The sequence below is a fragment of the Novacetimonas sp. GS1 genome (genome assembly GCF_036686925.1).
Lineage (GTDB): Bacteria > Pseudomonadota > Alphaproteobacteria > Acetobacterales > Acetobacteraceae > Novacetimonas > Novacetimonas hansenii.
In genome coordinates this window covers 1,118,188-1,139,195 of record NZ_VSZP01000001.1, presented here as the reverse complement: position 1 = coordinate 1,139,195, position 21,008 = coordinate 1,118,188, and the positions used below count along the sequence as shown (strand labels likewise).

18 protein-coding genes and 1 pseudogene are annotated in these 21,008 nt (G+C 61.9%); 2 read left to right on the top strand and 17 right to left on the bottom strand.

Features of this window, described 5'->3' with window-relative positions; translation table 11 throughout:
- Positions 1 to 97: 97 nt before the first annotated feature.
- From thiD to secA, 17 genes and pseudogenes are all read right to left on the bottom strand, one after another.
- Positions 98 to 892, bottom strand: a complete 795-nt coding sequence (thiD, locus tag FYB92_RS05265) for a bifunctional hydroxymethylpyrimidine kinase/phosphomethylpyrimidine kinase (protein WP_075632304.1) — start codon at positions 890 to 892, stop codon at positions 98 to 100.
- Positions 893 to 894: 2 nt separating this feature from the next.
- Complete coding sequence (gene glmM / locus FYB92_RS05260; RefSeq protein ID WP_062809412.1) at positions 895 to 2,253, bottom strand: phosphoglucosamine mutase; 1,359 nt, start codon at positions 2,251 to 2,253, stop codon at positions 895 to 897.
- Positions 2,254 to 2,295: 42 nt separating this feature from the next.
- A complete protein-coding gene (gene folP, locus FYB92_RS05255; RefSeq protein WP_332828316.1) occupies positions 2,296 to 3,348 on the bottom strand; it encodes a dihydropteroate synthase in 1,053 nt (350 codons plus the stop codon).
- 648 nt (positions 3,349 to 3,996) lie between these two features.
- Positions 3,997 to 5,772: pseudogene (gene ftsH, locus FYB92_RS05250) on the bottom strand (ATP-dependent zinc metalloprotease FtsH); the annotation flags it as partial.
- A 137-nt stretch (positions 5,773 to 5,909) separates the two neighbouring features.
- Positions 5,910 to 7,232 carry a tRNA lysidine(34) synthetase TilS gene (gene tilS / locus FYB92_RS05245; protein ID WP_332828315.1) on the bottom strand — a complete coding sequence of 441 codons (1,323 nt, stop codon included), beginning with the start codon at positions 7,230 to 7,232 and terminating at the stop codon, positions 5,910 to 5,912.
- A gap of 502 nt (positions 7,233 to 7,734) precedes the next feature.
- Positions 7,735 to 8,430 (bottom strand): hypothetical protein, encoded by a 696-nt coding sequence (locus FYB92_RS05240; RefSeq protein ID WP_408902391.1) that lies wholly within the window; start codon positions 8,428 to 8,430, stop codon positions 7,735 to 7,737.
- Between the two features lie 215 nt (positions 8,431 to 8,645).
- Complete coding sequence (gene pal, locus FYB92_RS05235) at positions 8,646 to 9,119, bottom strand: peptidoglycan-associated lipoprotein Pal (protein WP_003622115.1); 474 nt, start codon at positions 9,117 to 9,119, stop codon at positions 8,646 to 8,648.
- Positions 9,120 to 9,373: 254 nt separating this feature from the next.
- On the bottom strand, positions 9,374 to 10,747 hold the full coding sequence (gene tolB, locus FYB92_RS05230; protein ID WP_003622113.1) for a Tol-Pal system beta propeller repeat protein TolB: 1,374 nt from the start codon (positions 10,745 to 10,747) through the stop codon (positions 9,374 to 9,376).
- A 30-nt stretch (positions 10,748 to 10,777) separates the two neighbouring features.
- The gene (locus FYB92_RS05225; RefSeq protein ID WP_040512935.1) at positions 10,778 to 11,767 is read right to left on the bottom strand and encodes a hypothetical protein; all 990 of its coding nucleotides are present in this window, start codon (positions 11,765 to 11,767) and stop codon (positions 10,778 to 10,780) included.
- A 46-nt stretch (positions 11,768 to 11,813) separates the two neighbouring features.
- Positions 11,814 to 12,248 (bottom strand): protein TolR, encoded by a 435-nt coding sequence (tolR, locus tag FYB92_RS05220; protein ID WP_003622109.1) that lies wholly within the window; start codon positions 12,246 to 12,248, stop codon positions 11,814 to 11,816.
- A 2-nt stretch (positions 12,249 to 12,250) separates the two neighbouring features.
- Positions 12,251 to 13,015, bottom strand: a complete 765-nt coding sequence (gene tolQ, locus FYB92_RS05215) for a protein TolQ (RefSeq protein WP_003622107.1) — start codon at positions 13,013 to 13,015, stop codon at positions 12,251 to 12,253.
- 125 nt (positions 13,016 to 13,140) lie between these two features.
- Positions 13,141 to 13,572 (bottom strand): YbgC/FadM family acyl-CoA thioesterase, encoded by a 432-nt coding sequence (locus FYB92_RS05210; RefSeq protein WP_003622105.1) that lies wholly within the window; start codon positions 13,570 to 13,572, stop codon positions 13,141 to 13,143.
- Between the two features lie 9 nt (positions 13,573 to 13,581).
- A complete protein-coding gene (gene ruvB / locus FYB92_RS05205) occupies positions 13,582 to 14,640 on the bottom strand; it encodes a Holliday junction branch migration DNA helicase RuvB (protein ID WP_003622103.1) in 1,059 nt (352 codons plus the stop codon).
- Positions 14,637 to 15,251, bottom strand: a complete 615-nt coding sequence (gene ruvA / locus FYB92_RS05200) for a Holliday junction branch migration protein RuvA (RefSeq protein WP_003622101.1) — start codon at positions 15,249 to 15,251, stop codon at positions 14,637 to 14,639. The genes ruvB and ruvA overlap by 4 nt, the downstream gene beginning before the upstream one ends.
- Positions 15,248 to 15,754 carry a crossover junction endodeoxyribonuclease RuvC gene (ruvC, locus tag FYB92_RS05195; protein WP_003622099.1) on the bottom strand — a complete coding sequence of 169 codons (507 nt, stop codon included), beginning with the start codon at positions 15,752 to 15,754 and terminating at the stop codon, positions 15,248 to 15,250. The genes ruvA and ruvC overlap by 4 nt, the downstream gene beginning before the upstream one ends.
- 12 nt (positions 15,755 to 15,766) lie before the next feature.
- On the bottom strand, positions 15,767 to 16,516 hold the full coding sequence (locus FYB92_RS05190; RefSeq protein ID WP_003622098.1) for a YebC/PmpR family DNA-binding transcriptional regulator: 750 nt from the start codon (positions 16,514 to 16,516) through the stop codon (positions 15,767 to 15,769).
- Positions 16,517 to 16,589: 73 nt separating this feature from the next.
- On the bottom strand, positions 16,590 to 19,331 hold the full coding sequence (gene secA / locus FYB92_RS05185; RefSeq protein WP_003622096.1) for a preprotein translocase subunit SecA: 2,742 nt from the start codon (positions 19,329 to 19,331) through the stop codon (positions 16,590 to 16,592).
- Positions 19,332 to 19,869: 538 nt separating this feature from the next.
- Here secA and FYB92_RS05180 point away from each other — a divergent pair.
- Positions 19,870 to 20,796: a peptidylprolyl isomerase gene (locus tag FYB92_RS05180; protein ID WP_003622092.1), complete on the top strand. Its 927-nt coding sequence runs from the start codon at positions 19,870 to 19,872 to the stop codon at positions 20,794 to 20,796.
- A 17-nt stretch (positions 20,797 to 20,813) separates the two neighbouring features.
- Positions 20,814 to 20,987, top strand: coding sequence for a hypothetical protein (locus FYB92_RS05175; protein WP_003622091.1), 174 nt, complete (start codon positions 20,814 to 20,816; stop codon positions 20,985 to 20,987).
- Positions 20,988 to 21,008 lie beyond the last annotated feature (21 nt).

Below are 21,008 nucleotides of genomic sequence, written 5' to 3'. Positions count from 1 at the left end.
TTTTCATGTATTGCAATGGTCATGACGGTGCCGCCGAACAGGGGAATGGTCCCGTCACATCACAGGTCATGACAGGGGGCACATGCCCCCTGCATCACTATGTCGTGATATCGACTGCGTGGTTGACCGGACCTGCCCCATGGCCATAGCCAGGCGCGGCCATGATGGCGCGATAAAGATAGGCGCGCGCACGGGAAATGGCCGCAGGTAACGCCATTCCCTGCCCCAGTCCCGCCGCGATGGCACTGGCAAGCGTGCATCCGGTGCCGTGGGTATGTGCGGTCCGTACGCGTGTGGAGGTAAAACTTTCCACCGTTCCGTCCGAATCCACGAACACATCCACCAGTTCATCCCCCGGCAGATGCCCCCCCTTCAGCAGCACCGCACACGCCCCCATGTCACGCAGGTCCAACGCCGCGCGCCGCATGTCACCATGCGCACGCACCGGTCGGCCCAACAGCACCTCAGCTTCGGGCAGGTTGGGGGTCAACAGGGTCGCAAGCGGAAGCAGGCGGGTCGTCAGCGCGGACACCGCCGCAGCATGCAGCAGCGAGGCCCCGCCCTTTGCCACCATCACAGGGTCCAGCACATAGGGCACATCCGGACGGGTTGCGATCATGTCGGCCACGGCGTTTATGACCCCGTCATGGCCCAGCATCCCGCTCTTGAACGCATCCACACCGATATCATCCATTACGCAGCGCATCTGCGCGGTGACGAAATCCGGCGGGACAGGCAACACACCATGCACGCCGCACGTGTCCTGCGCGGTCAGGGCGGTAATGGCGGTCATCGCGAAACCATCCAGCGCGGTGATCGCCTTGATGTCCGCCTGTATGCCCGCACCGCCGCCGCTGTCGCTGCCTGCGATGGCAAGGATGCGCCCCCGCATGGTCAGGCCATCATCTGCACAGCGGCGATGGCGGCACACATATCGTCCACTACCTGGCGGACCAACGGTTCATCCTGCGCTTCCACCATCACACGGATCAGGGGTTCGGTCCCACTTTCACGCAGCACAAGACGCCCGCGCGCACCCAGCAGCGCCTCTGCCGCGCGGCGGGCTTCGGCAATGGCGGGGTCCTGCAACGGGCTGCGCCCGGCAAAACGCACATTGCGCAGCAGTTGCGGATAGGGCGTGAACATCCGGCAGACCTCGCTTGCCGGACGTCCATCCTCCACCAGCACCGCCAGCACCTGCAACGCCGCGACAAGGCCGTCGCCCGTGGTGGCGAAATCCGACAGCAGCATATGCCCCGACTGCTCCCCGCCAAGGTTCGCACCAAGCTCGCGCATCTTCTCCACGACGTAACGATCGCCCACGGCGGTGCGGATCAGTTCCAGCCCCTGTTCGGACAGGAACCGTTCCAGCCCCATATTCGACATCACGGTCGCAACGATCTGCCGCCCCGCAAGCCGCCCCTGCTTCAGCCATGACCGAGCGATCAGGGCAAGGATCTGATCCCCGTCGATCAGGCGTCCCTTCTCATCCGCGATCAGCACCCGGTCCGCATCCCCGTCCAGCGCAATGCCGATATCGGCGCGATGGCGCGTGACCGCAGCGCACAACGCCTCCGGCCGGGTGGAGCCACAGCCCTCGTTGATGTTGATCCCGTCAGGGTCACAACCAATGCGGATGACCTCTGCCCCCAGTTCCCACAACGCCGTGGGTGCAACGCGATAGGCCGCGCCATTGGCGCAATCAATGACGATCCGCAACCCATCAAGCCGCAGGCCACGCGGGAAGGAGGATTTCGCACTTTCGATATACCGCCCAGCAGCGTCATTAAGGCGTGAGGCCCGCCCGATCTGATCGGGGGCGGCCAGACGTCCGCTGAGGTCGGAACGCATGGTTTCCTCGATCTCTGCCTCGACCTCATCAGACAGCTTGAACCCGTCCGGGCCAAACAGCTTGATGCCATTATCGCCATAAGGATTATGCGAGGCGGAAATCATGACCCCAAGATCGGCGCGCAACGAACGCGTCAGCATGGCAATCGCGGGCGTGGGCATGGGACCGACCAGCGTGACATCCATCCCCGCCGACAAAAAGCCGGAAACCAGTGCGCATTCGATCATATAACCCGACAGCCGCGTATCCTTGCCCAGCAGCACGCTGTGACGATGCGTTCCCTGAATGAAACGCAGACCGGCGGCCTGACCCAGTTTCTGCGCGATTTCAACCGTCATCGGGTCCTGGTTGGCGGTACCCCGAATCCCATCGGTCCCGAACAGTCTTCTTGTCTTCGTCATGCCTGCGCCATCCCCGGGCTGCTTGAACTGGTGTGCATGGACCTACCTTACCTGCTGCGTGCAATCCAGTCCCTGCCATATCTTCAGGCCCTGCATCATGGTGCCTGTGTCATGAACGCGCAGGATCGTGTTCGCGAATACCAGCCCGGGCAGGCTGGCGGCCATGCTGCCCGGATCGCGCGACGCAGCGTCCGCCACGCCCGTCACCTGCCCCACGAAACGCTTGCGCGACACACCCAGCACCACACGGCACCCCAGATTGGCCAGCAATGGCAGCCGGGCCAGCAGTTCCATGTTCTGCGCCGCGGTCTTGGCAAAGCCGATCCCCGGATCGACCATGATACGCCCACGCGCCACCCCCACCTCCACGGCATGGTCAATACGTTCACGCAGTTCGCGCACGACATCCACCGCGACATCGGTATAGGTCGCATGATCGTTCATCGTCTCCGGCGTGCCACGCATATGCATCAGCATGACCGGGCAGCCCGCATGCGCCACCACGGCCGCCGCCGCCGGGTCGTGCATCAGGGCAGATACGTCATTGATCGCGTCCACCCCCGCCGCCAGCGCATGACCCATGACCAGTGCATGGCGTGTATCGACCGAAATCACGGCGCTGCATGTCCGCGCGTCATTGCGCAACGCGGTAATGACCGGGGCGATCCGGTCCCATTCCTGCGCCGGGGTAACACGCGCGGCACCGGGGCGTGTGCTTTCCCCCCCGATATCAAGGAATACCGCCCCCTGCGCCAGCATATCCACCGCCGCGGCAACCGCATGATCCACCACCAGATGCCGCCCGCCATCGCTGAAGCTGTCAGGGGTGACATTGACGATCCCCATCACCCGCGCCCCATCAGGCAAGCCCGCCGCCCCCAGGGGGGCACAGACCCGTGCCAGGACATCATCCCATCCCGGCGGGAGTGCATCCACACGCACCAGCCCCATGTCCCGATATCCGCGCCATAACCGCGCAAGCGTAAAGGCCGCCGGCCCGCCACACAGCCATCGCGCCACGCCAAGGCGCACCGCATCAGCCGCCGCCGGCCCCGACAGCAGCCCCAGCGGTTCAAGAAGCCTGTCGTCCGTCATGTCCATTCGTTACCGTCTCGTATGCCGCAATAAGGATGTTTGAAAGTCGGCCTCAATAACACACTGAAATCATAAAGATTTTTGGTGAATCTTTTTCTAAAAAGCTTCAGAAGACGCCGCCTTTTTCGATCGAAAGGCGACACCCAGAAACTTTTCTTTTTTATCAATGATGTGTTTTCCAACAGTCCCCAAGAAAACATGCAGAACCAACCGTTTGATAAAAAAGATGCCTTTCGGCGCCTGTGACAACAATACCCCCCCCCCCCCCACCCCCCCCCCCCCCCCCCCCCCCCCACCCCCCCCCCAACCCCCCCCCCCCCCAAAAAAAAAAAAAATCCCCAAAATTTTTTAAAAAAAATTTTTAAAAAAAAAAAAATTAATTTAAAAAAAAAAAAAAAAAAAAAAAAAAGGGGGGATTTAAAAAAAAAAAAAATGGTGGTATAATTTAGGGTGGAAAAAGGATTGTTTAAAATGGGATTAAAATTTTTTTTGAGTTTTAAATTAAGAAAGGAAGAATGAAATAAAATTTTTAAAAATTTAGAAAAAGATAAAAGAATAATTAAGAAATAAGAACAAAGATATATAAAGTAATTATTAATAGCAATGGAAAGATATAAAAAAATAAGGGTGCTTAAACAAAGTCCCGGTTTCCTCGCCCGTCAGGGTTTCATATTCCAACAGCGCCTCACCCAGGCGATGCAACTGATCAATGTGATCCAGCAACAATGTCCGCGCCTTGAGATAGGCCGCATCAATCAGGCTACGGACCTCGTTATCAATCTCACGCGCGGTTTCCTCGGACACGTTCTTGTTCTGGGTCACGCTGTGACCAAGGAAGACCTCCTGTCCGTTGCCACCATAGGCCACCATGCCGAGCTTCTCGCTCATGCCCCATTCAGTGACCATGCGGCGCGCAACATCGGTTGCCATCTTGATGTCGCCCGATGCCCCGGTCGAGACATTGTCGGGGCCAAAGATGATTTCCTCTGCCGCGCGACCACCCATCGCCAGCGTCAGCTTGCCAATGCACCACGAACGGCTTTCGGAATAACGATCCTTTTCCGGCAGGCTCATGACCATGCCCAGCGCACGGCCACGCGGAATGATCGTCGCCTTGTGCACCGGGTCGGACCCCGGCGTCAGGATACCCACCAGCGCATGCCCGCCCTCGTGATAGGCGGTCATTTTCTTCTCGTCATCGGTCATGACCAGCGAACGGCGTTCCGCGCCCATCATGACCTTGTCCTTGGCGTTCTCGAACTCCAGCATCGCGACCGTGCGCTTGCCCATGCGCGCCGCCATCAACGCCGCCTCGTTCACAAGGTTGGCAAGGTCCGCGCCAGAAAAGCCGGGCGTGCCGCGCGCAATCACCTTGGGATCGACATCGGACGCCAGCGGCACCTTGCGCATATGCACGCGCAGGATCTTCTCACGCCCTGCAACATCGGGGTTCGGCACCACGACCTGCCGGTCAAAACGACCTGGACGCAGCAGCGCGGGGTCAAGGACATCGGGCCGGTTGGTCGCGGCAATCAGGATCACGCCCTCATTGCTGTCAAAACCGTCCATCTCCACCAGCATCTGGTTAAGCGTCTGCTCGCGTTCATCATTGCCACCGCCAAGGCCCGCGCCACGATGGCGGCCCACGGCGTCAATTTCGTCGATGAAGATGATGCATGGCGCGGCCTTCTTGCCCTGTTCGAACATGTCGCGCACACGTGAGGCGCCAACACCGACAAACATTTCAACAAAGTCCGAGCCGGAGATGGTGAAGAACGGAACGTTCGCCTCCCCCGCGATGGCGCGGGCAAGCAGCGTCTTACCCGTGCCGGGCGGGCCGACAAGCAGCACGCCCTTGGGGATCTTGCCACCCAGACGTGTGAACTTCTGCGGATCGCGCAGGAAGTCCACGATCTCTTGCAATTCGCCCTTGGCCTCATCAATGCCGGCGACATCGTCAAATGTGACGCGTCCCTGTTTTTCCGTCAGCATCCGCGCCCGCGACTTGCCAAAGCCCATCGCGCGCCCGCTGCCGGACTGCATCTGGCGCATGATGAAGATCCATGCCCCCACCATCAGCAGCAGCGGTGCGTAATTGATCAGATAGCGCAGGAACGGATTGGTGTCGCTGTCGATCGGCTTTGCCACGACTTCGACGCCCTTGTCCGTCAGGCGCGAGATCAATGTCGGGTCCTGCGGCGCATAGGTATCGAACGATGTCCCATCGGTCAGAGTGCCGGTAATCGTATGATCCTGCACCACGACAGAGCGCACATGCCCGGTGTTTACGTCACCGATGAAATCCGAATACGCCAACTGCTGCGATGCGTGCTGTGCGCTTCCCGGCTGGAAAACGTTGAACAGCAGCAGAAGCAGCACAATGATGATTACCCACAGGGCCAGGTTCCGGCCGAAATTATTCATCTTGCCCACTGTTCCATGTGCTGACGCCCTCGTGGACCCACCGGGGCAGGCCAACTGACAGACACCAAGTTCCTGTTACGTCTTTCTTACATAGGACGATCAAGGCATATTCACACCCCCCATGACAGACCTTTCTGTCAAACGGGGTGATGAATCTGCCCTGATGGGGTAAATCTGGCAAGCATTGTCGCCGGACAGGGCGGGGCAAAGGCAAAACGCCACCCCTGTTCCATGCCGGGGGCGAATACCCCCATATGCGGCACCGCCACCACCCGTCCGCCCCGATGCAGCGCGGGCAGCGTGCGCAACACGCGCGCAGGAAAGGGGGGCCGCCCCCGTTCGCGCGGCCACCATGTGGCAACCGCCCCGGCCGCACCGACATACAGGTCCGACAGCGCAGGGACCGCCCCATCCGCCACCCCATCCACATGCAAGACGAAACGCCCGTCCCAGCATATGCCCGCACGGGCGCGGACATGCCCCTGCATCGCCGCTTCCTCCCGCGCCAGCAACCATTCCCCACCATGCGCCAGCAGGCACGCCCCGCCCAGGGTCGCAGCACGCGGAACCGCACACAGGGCGGCAACGCCACCGGGCGAAGGGGGATATTCATGGCCGGATACGGTGCGTACCAGCGCGGACAGTACCCGTTCGGGCGGCAACATACGGGGCAGGCCGACCCATCCCCCCGCATCAAAGCGGGCATGAGCCGCCAGCCATTGCGCATCCTGCGCATCACGCGCCATACGCCGCCCCCCCGCCTGCTGGGCCGTTTGCAGGCATACCCGCCGCAACTGCGCATCCGTTGACAGTGCATGTCGCGCCCGGGCGCGTTCGGTGCGCAGATCGGTGTTGGACGGGTCCTCCACCCAGTCGATGCCCGCATGACGCAAGGTGGCGTAAAGATCAGCCTTGCACACGCCCAGCAACGGCCGCACAAACCGCACGTCAGTCCCCGCGACCGCCTGCGCCATCGCCGCCAGCCCGTCGGGGCCACTGGACGCACGCTGGCGCATCATGACGGTTTCAGCCTGGTCATCACCATGATGGCCAAGCAGGAGGTCAAGACAGCCCAGTTCGCGGCAGGCGTGACACAACGCCTGATAACGCAGGCGTCGCGCACGTTCGGCCATGCGTGGACCACGCAGCAACCCCCGCAGACGCAACAACCGTGCAGGAATATCCATCTCTGCAAGGCAACGCACCGTCCGTGCGGCCTCATCCGCCGATTCCGCACGCAACCCGTGATCCACCACCAGCCCGACAACCGCGTGCCGCCACCGCCGCGTCAACAGCGCAAGCGCCAGACTGTCCGCTCCCCCGGATACCGCGATTGCAACCGGCACCGCATCAGGCCCATCGGGCAACCATGGTCCCAACGCCTGCATGCATCGCGCGAATCCGGCATCGCCAATCACCCGGCCGCCCTGCGCACGCATCATGCGCGTGGTGTCATCCATCCTGCCCCGCCGCCCCGTAATGCCTGAGAGATTGTCTGAAAATGCAGCCCCACCAACATACCGAAACCAATATAAATTCCCGGACATCGCTGTTTCAGACAGGGCGACAGCTTGTGAAGCATTCCCAAAAAAAGCTTCACAGGAAACATCTTCGTCCAAGAGACTGTTTGAAAAATCAGGATCAACAACATCCTGAAATCATAAAGTTTTTTGGTGAAACTTTTTCTAAAAAGCTTCAGAAGACGCCGCCTTTTTCGATCGAAAGGCGGCCCCCAAAAACTTTTCTTATTTCCTATCAAGGGTCTGTTTTTAAACAATCTCCAGAAAACTGTTTGGAAACAGGCTTTTGACAATGAAATGAGAAAATCAGGCGTTACTTCAACCGTTTGAAAAAACAATATTTTTCAAAGCTTTGGGAAAAGTGGTCAAAAATTTTATCATTCCAACTGGTTGCCTGATTTCACCTTGCAAACAGTCTGTCACCCTCTACTGACAGGAACCATCAACCGCCGCACTTCGCCTTTTTGCGATAGATGCCTTCCGCACTGCGGATGCGGGGCTCAGGTTCTGGAAATTCACTCGACAACTTGTCCAGTGCCTGACAGGCGGATGCCTTGTCCCCCAACGCCACCAATGTCGCGGCAACCCCCAGCAACGCACTTGGCGCGCGGGCCCCATGGGGGGAACGGTTATAGGTGTCATAATAAGCCAGCGCCGACTGGCGATACTGCTTCTGTCCCGCCAGCGATTGCGCCAGCAGATACTGCGCATCAATCTGACGCACACTTTTGGGACCGGACAGCACCTGCTGCGCATCCGCCTGCGCGGCGGTGTAATCCTGCCGCAGCAAGGCCGCATTCCCGTCCTTCAGGATATCAGCCGCCGTACGTTTCGCTGGTGCTGCGCCATCCGCCGACGCCAGCGGCGCTGCCCCCGCTGCCGCGGTCGAAGCCGCGCTGGCGGCACCACCCGATGCGCCACCGTGCCCGTTCTGCATCGCGAAATTCATATCAGCGATCTGCTTGCTCAGTGTCGCATTCTGCTGCTGCACCTGATTGTTTAACTGATCAATCTGTCCGCGCATGTCGCGGGTCTGCTCCTCCAGCGTATTCACACGCTCCAGCAGTTGCAGCACAAGATTGCCGTTATCATCGGCCCGCGCCGCACCAACATGCACGACCGCCCCCCCCATCACCATCCCCAAAAGAGCAGTTCGCAGCGACCGCCGCCCCGCGTGAACAAAGCTGGACACAACAGACCGCATGGATGGAATCCTCTTCTTGAGCATTTATATCTTGCCGGTATGTACGGGACCGGATGGAACAGGCATATACCTAAAACAAAACCGGCCGGGTGATAAGCACCCGACCGGCTCCGTTAAAACCTCCATTTCCCATGACGGGAAAGGAAACCTTACTGCACCGCGGAAATCGCGTTGCGGTTCTGCGACCAGGAAGCTTCGTCATCGCCAGGGGCGGTCGGACGGTCCTTGCCGTAGGAGATGGTCGTGATGCGCGAAGCCGCGACACCCTTGGCCACCAGATAGTCATGGGCTGCGTTCGCACGACGCTGCCCCAGGGCAAGGTTGTATTCCTCGGTCCCACGATCGTCGCAGTTGCCGGCGATCTGGATGTTGACCTGCGGATACTTTGCAAGCCAGGCAGCCTGACGGTCCAGCGTTGCCTTTGCGTCGGCGGACAGGGAGTTCTGGTTCAGTTCGAAGAACACGCGATCACCCGCGTTCGCCACCAGGTCGGCTTCGCTGCCGGGCACGGGGCCGGTCTGCTGCTGGGTGGCGGCGCCGGTGTTGACGGCCTTGTTCGTGTGATCGGAGCAGGCGGCAAGGAAGAGAGCCATGCCAGCGGCGCCAAGAAGCTTCAGTCTCATTACTTTTGATCCTGGATTGGTTTCTTTTATATTGAAACCACTTGTTAAATTTCCGGGTACAAATTCTGCTGGTCCCGAGTCTCGTTTTGCCCTGCCAACAAACGTAAACAGAGACCCGCGAACGCTGGAGACCTGCGGCATGAATACTTCATCGGCACCATGATCGTCAAGTTGAAGTGGACACATACCGGACCATCACGCGACGAAATGCTGCATGATATTGTACCCATCGACTGTTGTAAAAATGTCTCCTTTTACTGGTTCAGGGGCGACCATGTCGGATCGGACGAACTGCCGACCGGCAGGGGACGCTCGTGGAAGCCGGTAATGTCAATGCTGCTGATGCCGGAGCTGAACCCCGCGCCGCCCGCATGGGCGGCGGTCTGGCGACAGAAAGCAAGAACCCGGCCATTTGGGCAGAAAGTCGGGCTTTCCACTGTAAAGCCCTGCGTCAGGATACGTTCCCCCGTCCCGTCAGGCGCCATGACACCAAGAGAGAAGGAACCGTTGGCGATACGCGAAAATGCGATCAGGTCGCCACGCGGTGACCATACGGGCGACCCGTAATGCCCATGGCCATAGGAAATGCGCTTTGCATCGCCCCCGGTGGCCGGCATTACATAAAGCTGCGGGGAGCCGCCACGATCGGAGTTAAAGACAATCTGTGACCCATCGGGGCTGTAGCACGGGCTGGTGTCAATCGCGCCCGATGCCGTGATCTGGTGGCGCGACATGCTCGACAAATCCACCGAATACAGGTCGGACCCGCTGCCGCGCGTCACCGACAGGACCACCGCATCGCCGCGCGGGCTGAAACGCGGCGCGAATGACATGCCCGAAAACTCGCCAAGCATACGCTGCTGCCCCGTATTGAGGTTGAACAGGTAAACGCGCGGACGGTTGTTGATATATGACATGAAGGCGAGTTCGCTATTCGCCGGGTTGAAGCGCGGGGTGATCGTATCCCACTGCCCGCTGGTCAGATACCGGCTGTCGGCACCGTCCTGGTCCATGATCGCAAGGCGGCGCGTCTGGTGCGAACGCGGCCCCGACATCGCGACATAAGCAATGCGGGAATTGAAATACCCTTTCTCCCCCAGCAGGCGCGTATAGATCACGTCGGAAATCACATGCGCGATCCGCCGCCAATCCTGGCTTGACGCGGTATAGGCTGTCCCCTGAATCTGGCTGCCGGTGGTCACATCCCACAGGCGGAATTCCACCCGGATGGACGACCCGGTATTTTCCGCACGCCCGGACACCATCGCACGCGCACCCATGGTCTTGTACGTCGCGAAATCGGGACGCCCCGTCGGCATGGAGGCCGAAATGGGACGGAACAGGCCGCAATTCCCCAGATCGGCGGAAATGACATCGGTGATCTGCTGTCCGATCCCGTTCCCCAATGACGGGATGACAATGGGAATCGGCGCAGTACGGGCCTGATCCACGGTAATTTCCGCATCCGGGGCCGCCGACTGGGCATGCGCCACGCCCACGGGCGCGAACAGCGGCGTCGCAAGCAGCCCCCCCGCGATCCCCGCCCCCATGACGCCACGGCGACCAAACGCAGCGGCCAGGCGATCGGCATCCGCATCGGGGATAACAGGCTTTACACTTGGACTCATCTCAATCGTCTCCTCGGTCTCGTCCTGCTTTTATGGACGAAATACGAATTTCAACTGTCGGGTCTGGCCCAGCAGGTTCTTGGGAATTGGCAGCTTGGCGCAGGTGGGGCTCAGCACCGCATCACGCGCGCGTTCCGCCAGCGCGCGATAGGACGGGTCGCTGTCCATGCGCGCCTGTGTCTGCGGTGCGAATTCCACGATGCGTGCCGTGCCCGTGGCATCCACCGTCACCACAAGATGCGCCACGAACTGCGCATAATTACGCGCGGCCGTATCTTCGGAATAACAGCGTCGCACGGCATTGCCGATGCCCTTCTGGTCGGCCGCACTCATGGACTGGGTAATATCTCCGTCAGGGGCACCGCCACCATCGGGCGCGCCCCCCTGTGCCGGGTTGGCGCGGGCCTTGGGCGGATGGGTCTGCTTCTGGTCCGCACGGAAGGAATCCAGCGTCGCCAACAGCGAATGCGTGTCCGGCACAGCCTTCTTCGTCTCGTTCGGCTGCGTGATGTGGGAGAATTCCTGCACCTTTGGCGGCGCATTATCCTCCGGCTGCGGCGAAGGCGGCACCGGCGCACTTGCGGGCGCGGGCACCGACTGTGGCTGCGGCGGCAGCTTCAGCGCATCAGGCGACGGTTCCTCCGCCTTGGGGGGCGTGGGGGTATCCGGCGTGGGGGCCGGTGCCTCCTGCGGCGGCGGCATAGGAGGAGGCGGCGGCGGGGGTGGGGCTGCCTCCTCGTTGGGTTCCTTTTCCGGCGGTGTCGGCGCGGGCGGGGCCGGATTGGGCACCGGGGCCGGGGCGGGCGCAGGTTTGGGCGCGGGCTTTTCCCCCTTGTGCGGGGGGGCATCGCCGGAATCGGATGTAAATTCCATCTCCACCGTGGGCGGTGGGGGTGGTTCAGGCGGCGTTGGCACCGGCAGGCGCAATATCACCGCCAGCAGCAACGCCACGTGCAGGCCGCCCGATACAAGGATCGAACGGCGCAGCAGGACACGTTCGGAACGACGCGGAGGCGGCACGATCAGGGGACTCCCGAAATTGTCCAGTATGTTGGCCAAGCCCGTATCAGTGCCCGCCACCGGGCGGCTGCTGTGCCAGCAGGGCGACGTGCGTGAACCCGCCTGCCGTGATCTGCCCCATCACCTGCATGACGCGGCCATAATCAATATGTGAATCCCCGCGCACGAAAATGCGGTGTTCACGGTCATTCTGCGCCGCGGCACGCAACTGATCCACCAGCGCATCCGGCGACACGGCATTATCCCCAAGATAAAGGGAACCATCGGAACGGATGGAAACCGTAATGGGTTTCGTGTCCGTATTGACGGGGGCCGCGTCGGTTTTCGGCAGGTCCACATTGACACCACTTGTCATCATCGGCGCCGTGACCATGAAAATGATCAGCAGCACCAGCATGACGTCCACAAGCGGCGTGACGTTGATATCCGACATGGGGCGCCGGCGACGACGCCGGCGCAGGTCACGCAGGCCACCGGCCATGATCAGCCCCTTTCTTCGGACTGGCGCGACAGGATGGCCGCGAACTCGGTCCCGAACGCATCCAGCCTGTCCTCGAACACACCAAGGCTGTTGCCGATGACGTTATAGGCGATCACGGCAGGGATGGCGGTGACAAGGCCGATGGCCGTGGCAAACAGGGCTTCGGAAATACCCGGCGCCACGACGCTGAGGTTGGTGTTATGCATGGCAGCGATCGACCCGAACGCATGCATGATGCCCCACACCGTGCCGAACAGGCCGATGAACGGCGCCACCGGCCCGATGGTCGCGACAAAGATCAGCCACCGGTTCAGCCGGTCCATTTCGCGCGTGATGGTGATGGACATGGCGCGATTGACGCGATCCTGCACCCCGCCATGCACCAGGTCGATGCCCGTGATACGCGACGACCGACGCCATTCGCCCATTGCCGCGCCAAATACGGCGGCCATCGGGTGAATCGGCTTTGCGCCGTCGGATTCATACAGATCCTCCAGGCTGCCGCCCGCCCAGAACCTCTCCTCGAAATCGGAGGCCTGCCGGTTGACCCGGCGGATGGTCACGATCTTGTCGAAAATGATCGCCCATACGATGACGCTGCTGACAACCAGCCCCATCATCACCAGCTTGACGACAATCGCCGCCTGAAGAAACAGACTCCATAACGACAATCCGCCAGCCGCAGCCGCGCCCAGATTCGCCGCGTTAACCGCTTGGTCCAAAAACGCCTCCTGCACACCTTCAATCGTCCGCTCAAACACGAACATTGCCTGTTTGGCAAGTCAGCGCCAAGCCGCTTTCCGCGCAGCAATGCACTACCTGCAACCCCCGACGCCAAAAGAGCGTCACCGGCATGCGTTCCGACCGGAAAAATATGCGCGGCGAAGCCTGCTCAGGCCAGCAATGTATTCAATAGATCACGCCATCGCGGCGGAAATCGGGCAGGTCGCCCGTCGTCTGCGCGAATGCATGCAAGGCGCACATCCAACGTGGCGCATACCTCCTGCGGCGCGGTATTGTGACCTTCGTCAACGCGTGCGAACGACTGGAACAGGCGACAGCTTGCCGGGCCGAGTTCCGTCAGCCGAGTCGTGATGCGCATGATGTCATCCAGACGGAACGGGCGACGGTAATCCAGCGCGGCGTTACGCACGACAAACACCAGCCCGTAATCGGACAGCAGCCCCGACACCGCACAGCCCTGCGCACGGATCGCCTCCGTGCGTGCGCGCTCCGCAAAGGCGAGATAGCGCGCGTGATAGACCACGCCCCCGGCGTCCGTATCCTCGTAATAGATGCGAAAATCGATCTCGTGCTGCGCCATGCCGATTACCTATGCCCCGTCCCCGATCTCCCCCAGCAGGTCGCCCTGCCCCGCCGTGCGCGCGGGGGGCACCAGCCCCAGATGACGCCATCCGCGTTCACCCAGCATGCGGCCACGACTGGTGCGCAGGACCAGCCCCTCCTGGATCAGATAGGGTTCGATCACATCCTCGATCGTGTCGCGCGCCTCTGCAAGGGCGGCGGCCAGGGTTTCCACCCCCACGGGACCACCATGATGGTATTGCGCGATGCGGCGCAGGTAACGGCGGTCCATGCCATCCAGCCCCATCGAATCCACCTCAAGCCGCGCCAGGGCCGCATCGGCCAGCGCCCGGTCCACCGGACCATGGCCCGATCGCGCCACGGCGGCGAAATCACGCACCCGGCGCAACAGCCGCCCCGCGATTCGCGGTGTCCCGCGCGAACGGCGCGCGATCTCTTCCGCCCCGTCATGGGTCAGTTCGAAATTCAGCTTCTGCGCCCCGCGTGAGACGATCTGGCGCAATTCCTCGGGCGTGTAGAACACCAGACGCAGCGGAATGCCAAACCGGTCGCGCAACGGGGTCGCCAGCAGCCCCGCACGCGTCGTTGCCGCAACCAGCGTAAAGGGCGCAAGGTCGATGCGCACCGACCGCGCGGCGGGGCCTTCGCCGATGATCAGGTCAAGCTGAAAATCCTCCATCGCCGGATACAGCACCTCCTCGATGGAGGGCTGGAGGCGGTGGATCTCGTCAATGAACAATACGTCGCGCGGCTGCAAATTGGTCAAAATCGCCGCAAGATCGCCCGCGCGCTGGATGACGGGACCGGACGTCGCACGGAACCCCACCCCGAGTTCACGCGCAACAATCTGCGCCAGTGTCGTCTTACCCAGCCCCGGCGGACCATGCAGCAGCACATGGTCCATCGCCTCCCCCCGCTGCCGCGCGGCCGCGATGAAGATGGCAAGGTTCTCGCGGCTGGCCTTCTGGCCGGTGAAATCGTCAAGCGTCTGGGGGCGCAGGCTTGCTTCGGCGATGTCATCCTCGCCCCGGGCGGCATCGACCTCGCGTTCGGGATGTCCGCTCATCGGGCCAGTTCCTTCAGGCTTTCGCGGATGATGACGTCAAGGTCCCCCCCACCGTCAAGACGGTCCATGACCCGGGCGACGACCGGCTGCGCCTCTGCCCGCCGGAACCCAAGGCCCGACAGCGCCAGCAGCGCATCAGACATCACGCCGCCATTGCCCGTAACCTTGACCCCCGCCATGACCACGCCGGGCGCGCCGCCACCGGGCATGCCGTCGCATTTGTCACGCAGTTCGGTGACGATCCGCTGCGCAAGCCGCGCGCCAACCCCCGCCGCCCGTGTCAGCCCCGATTTATCACCCGAGGCGATGGCCGCAATCAGTTCGGATGCCGGAAGCGTGGACAGGATCGCCAGCGCCACCTTCGCGCCCACCCCCTGCACCGTGGTCAAAAGACGGAACCATGAACGTTCCGCCGCGTCGATGAAGCCATACAGGAGGATCGCATCTTCGCGCACCACGGTTTCAATCAGCACGCGCGCGACCTCTGGCCCCTGCGGCAGGGCGGACAGGGTGCGGGTCGAGGCCAGGACAAGATAGCCCACCCCACCGACATCAATGACGCAGCGATCCGCCTCCACCTGCCCCACAAGGCCGGTCAGTTGCGCGATCATGCCATCCTCGTGGCGCGTGCGATATGCGCGGCACTGGCACGATGGTGGGCATGGCAGATCGCCACCGCCAGCGCGTCCGCCGCATCAGAACGTTTCGCGATCGCGGTCGGCAGCAGGCGTCGCACCATCATTTCCACCTGTTCCTTGGTCGCCGCCCCGGTGCCAACAACCGAACGCTTGACCGATTTCGCACCATATTCGGACACCGGTATATCCAGAAGCACCGGCACCAGAAGCCCGACACCACGGGCATAGCCCAGCTTCAGCGTGGCGGCCCCGTTACGGTTGACATAGGTTTCCTCGATCGCGGCCTCGTCAGGGGCGAAACCGCGACCAAGTTCCAAAAGCGCGTCATGCAGGTGGCGCAGGCGTAACGGGACCGACATCGCGGCGTCGGTTGCGATGACGCCATCCGCCACGTGCGACAGCCGGTTGTCCCGTGCCTCGATCACACCCCAGCCGGTAAAGCGCAGGCCGGGATCAATCCCCAGTATCCGCACCATCGCCGTGCGCGATCAGGCCGACAATGCTTCGGCGACGTCATCAGGCAGGTCGAAATTGGCATAGACCGACTGGACGTCATCATTTTCTTCCAGCACGTCAATCAGCTTGAGCACGCTGCGGGCCTTGTCCTCGTCCAGGGTGACGACCGTTTCGGGACGCCAGTCGAGCTTGGCCGACGCAGGTTCGCCAAATCGGGTTTCCAGCGCATCACGCACCGCGAAAAATGACTCCACGGGGCAGGTCACTTCATGCCCTTCCGCGGTGGTTTCCACGTTATCGGCCCCGGCCTCGATCCCGGCTTCGAGCATCCCGTCCTCGGTCGCGACATCAAGCGGATAGGTCACGACACCAAGGCGCTGGAACATGAAGGAGACGGAGTTCGTCTCGCCAAGCGATCCGCCATGCTTGGAAAATGCCGCGCGTACATCCGACGCCGTACGGTTACGGTTATCGGTCAGGCCCTCCACAATCACCGCGACACCGGCGGGGCCATACCCCTCGTAACGGACCTCCACATAATCATCGCCACCACCTGCGCCCGACGCTTTCTTGATCGCGCGTTCGACGGTGTCCTTGGGCATGTTCACCTCACGCGCGGCGGACATGGCGGCACGCAGGCGCGGATTCATGGCCGGGTCGGGCATGCCTTCACGCGCGGCGACGGTGATTTCACGGATGACCTTGGCAAACTGCTTCGCCCGCCTGGCATCCTGCGCGCCCTTGCGGTGCATGATGTTCTTGAATTGGGAATGACCCGCCATCGTTCGTCCCTGATCCTGTAAATCTTGTTTATTATCAATTGGTCACAGCACCCGCACCCTGACCGGCCGCCCCTCAGGCCAGCCGCCCGTGGCAGTGCTTGTATTTCCGGCCCGACCCGCAAGGGCACATTGCGTTACGCGGCACCTCGCCCCAGCTTGACGGATCATCGGGCATGATCGCCGCGGCCCCGATCGGCTCCGCCATCGCAAGGTCGGGGACCTTTCCATTCGCATCCGCCAGCAGGCCCGGCCCCGGCTCATTTTCCAGCCCCGGCACACGCGGGTCGGAATGGACCTCCGCAGCGACACCGGCAAAGGGATTGTCGATCGCCGGGGGCGCGACCTCGACCCGTGCCATGGTCGATGTCACACGCAGGCGCAGATGATCGAGCATCGCATTGAACAGCTCGAACGCCTCATGCTTGAACTCGTTGAGCGGGTCTTTCTGGCCATAGGCACGCAGGCCAATGCCCTGGCGCAACTGGTCAAGGGCAAGCAGATGCTCCTTCCACACCGCATCGAACGTGGTCAGTAACACCTGCTTTTCAACATAGCGCATGATGGAAGGGCCGAAATTCGCGGCCTTGGAGGCCTGCGCCTGGCTGGCGGCCTGTTCGATCCGCTCCGCCACGGACGTGGCGTCCATCCCGTCCTCCGCCGCCCATTCGTCGATCGGCAACGTCAGGCACAGTTCCGTCATGATGGCGGCGGACAGGCCGTCCTTGTCCCACTGCTCCGCAAAGGAACGTTCGGGAATATAACGTTCGACCATGTCGTGGATGACGTCGGCGCGCATGTCCGCGATGATGGGGGACACATCCTCCATCGACATATATTCGCGGCGCTGGGCATAGACCTCCTTGCGCTGGTCATTCATGACGTCGTCATATTTAAGCGTATTCTTGCGCATGTCGAAGTTGCGGGCCTCGACCTTTTTCTGCGCACGCTCCAGCGCCTTGTTGATCCACGGATGGACGATGGCCTCGCCCTCCTTCAGGCCCATTTTCTGCAACATCCCGCCCATACGGTCGGTGCCAAAGATCCGCATCAGGTCATCTTCGAGCGAGATGAAGAAGCGCGAGTTGCCCGGATCACCCTGACGCCCCGCACGCCCACGAAGCTGATTGTCGATGCGGCGGCTTTCATGGCGTTCGGTGCCGATCACATACAGGCCGCCCGCCTTCTGCACGGTGTCATGGTAGTCGCTCACCTGCCTGCGCAGTTCGGCTTCCTTGCGGGCGCGTTCCTCCTGGTCCTCGATCCCGCCAAGCTCCTGGGCGATGCGCATCTCCACATTGCCGCCAAGCTTGATGTCCGTGCCACGCCCGGCCATGTTCGTGGCAATGGTGATGGCGCCCGGCGCGCCGGCCTGCGCCACGATCGTCGCCTCCATCTCGTGAAAGCGGGCGTTGAGGACATTGTGCCGGACCCCGCGCTTGTGCAGCAGGGCGGACAGAAGCTCGCTCTTTTCAATGGAGGTGGTGCCGACAAGGACGGGCTGCCCGCTTTTCGACACATCTTCGACCAGGGCACTGACGGCTTCGTATTTCTCACGCGCTGTCAGGTAAACCTCGTCATCGTCATCCTTGCGCGAGACGGGACGGTTGGTCGGGATCTCAATGACCTCGAGCTTGTAAATATCCGCGAATTCATCGGCCTCGGTCATCGCCGTGCCGGTCATGCCCGACAGGCGGGGATAAAGGCGGAAATAGTTCTGGAACGTGATGGAGGCCAGCGTCTGGTTTTCCTGCTGGATCTCCACATGCTCCTTCGCCTCCAGCGCCTGGTGCAGGCCGTCCGAATACCGCCGCCCATCCATCATGCGCCCGGTGAATTCGTCGATGATGATGACCTTGCCACCCCGGACGATATAATCGACATCGCGGGTAAACAGCGTATGCGCGCGCAGCGACTGCTGCACATGGTGGATGACGGCGACGTTCTGGATGTCGTAAAGGCCGCCCTCACGCAGCACCTGCGCGTCACGCAACATCTGCTCGACTTCCTCCGCCCCACGGTCGGTCAGGATGACGGAGCGGTATTTTTCATCTTTTTCAAAGGCTTCCGGGTCCCTCACCAGAACCGCCATCACCTCGTCAACGGAACGGTAGAGGTCGGAGCTGTCATCCGCCGGACCGGAAATAATGAGCGGGGTGCGCGCCTCGTCAATCAGGATCGAATCGACTTCATCGACGATGGCATGGTGGAAGGGGCGCTGGACCATGTCCTCGGCGCGGTATTTCATGTTGTCGCGCAGGTAGTCGAAGCCGAATTCGTTATTCGTCCCGTACGTGATATCCGCGGCATAGGCGGCGCGGCGTTCATGTTCGGGGATATTGGGCACGACCACGCCCGTCGTAAGCCCGAGGAAAGAGTAAAGCTGGCCCATTTCCTGCGCGTCGCGACTGGCGAGGTAGTCATTGACGGTGACGACATGCACGCCCTTGCCCGACAGCGCGCTGAGATAGACAGCAAGCGTCGCGACCAGGGTCTTGCCCTCGCCGGTGCGCATTTCCGCGATCTTGCCATCCTGCAGCACCATGCCGCCGATCAGCTGCACATCGAAATGGCGCATCCCCAGCACGCGGCGCGATGCCTCGCGGCAGACGGCAAATGCTTCGGGCAGCAGCGCATCAAGGGTTTCGCCCTTTGCGATGCGTTCACGGAACTCAACCGTCTTGGCCGCGAGTGCCTGATCGTCAAGCGCCTGCATCTGGGGTTCAAGCGCATTAATGGCGGGGATGCGCCGCTGATACGCTTTCAACGCCCGGTCATTGGCGGTTCCGAACAGGGCACGGGCAATACTGGCGAACATATGGACCTTCCCGAGATGGCGATTCCTGCGTCCTTGGGGCGATGGACACAGGGGGGCATGCATGCGGATAACATTCTTGCGCGGAACCATCAGATAGGACCCACGTCGCCATGGGTCAACAGATGCCGCCCAACCACATGGCGAAATGATCGTCCCGATGGCCGCCCGGATGCCTGCCATGGCGCCCGCCCTGATCCCTGCCCTGAATCCCTGCCCTTGCAACCGCCACCCTGACCGCTGCCCTGCCCCGCCCTGTGATGGCCATCATGATGGCCCCAGTGAATGGGCCCCATGACGAAACCCCATGACGGACCCAAATGACGGGCCGCAGTGACGGGCCTCAGTGATGCTCCACTTATGACGTCCCCAATGACAGCCCCTGTGCTGCGCCCTGTGGCGCACCCTGTGGGGTTCCTGTGGCCGTTCCCTGCGACCGTTCCAATCGCCATCCAGGCATTCCCCTGCCCGCCCCCTTGCGGGACAGGGCGGCCTTCGCCATGATGCCGGCCAACGCGTCCATAATTAGGGTTTTTCGCACATGCGGACTTTCGGTCCGGCAAAGGCCATCGCCACGATGGCCCTGCTTGCCTCCACCATCATCGTCCCTCCAGCCCTGGCCGCAGGCACTGCCCCCGCAGCCAGCAAGCCCGCCGCGGCCACTGCACCGGCCGACACAAACCCGCGCCTGGCGTCGGTCAACGGCCAGGATATCCGCCTTAACGATATCCGCCAGGCCATAGCGACCATGCCCGACCAGCTACGCAAGCTGCCGGAAAATGTCATCATCCCGATTCTGCTGAACCAGCTGGTTGACCAGAAGGCGATCCAGATCGTCGCGGAGAAGAGTGGCCTTGCCAAGCAGCCCGACGTGCAGCACCAGATGGAAGTCGCGGCGCAGAACGCGTTGCAGAACGCCTATCTGTCATCACAGGTCACGCCCGGCCTGACCGATGACGCGGTCAAGGCGTATTACGACAAGAATTACGCCAACAAGCCGGGGGCGGAGGAAATCCACGCCCGCCACATCCTCGTCCCGACCGAGGAGCAGGCCAACGACATCATCAAGCAGCTCAAGGGTGGTGCGAATTTCGCCGACCTGGCGACCAAGCTGTCGAAGGACCCCGGTTCGGCCAAGCAGAACGGTGGCGACCTTGGCTGGTTCAAGAAGGGCGACATGCTGCCGGCGTTCTGGGATGCGGCATCAACCCTGCAGCCCAACAGCTTCAGCCAGACCCCGGTGCATACCCAGTATGGCTGGCACGTGATCCAGGTTCTTGGCAAGCGCACGGCCGCGACCCCGACACTGGATTCCATGCGCGACCAGATCCGCCAGAAGCTGATTCAGGAAGGCGTGCAGAAGGCCGTCAGTTCCGCCGTGGGACAGGTCAAGATCGTGCGTTACGGTCCTGATGGCAAGGCGTTGCCCGACAACGCGCCGACCCCGCCGCCCGCCGCCGCGCACTGATCGCGCGACGGTGCGGCATGGCGCAACGGGGCATCCCCACGCGCCATGCCGCGCCAGACCGGCCCGCATGGGCCGCGCAGGCCGGGCCGGGGATGACCCGTGTTGCCCCGGCCGCCCCGGCACGGCGGATGCGTAACACCATGACCTGCCCTGTCGTGGCCTGCCGCGTCATTTCGTGCCGCATCGTGTAACATGTTCCCGTTTCGCGTGGG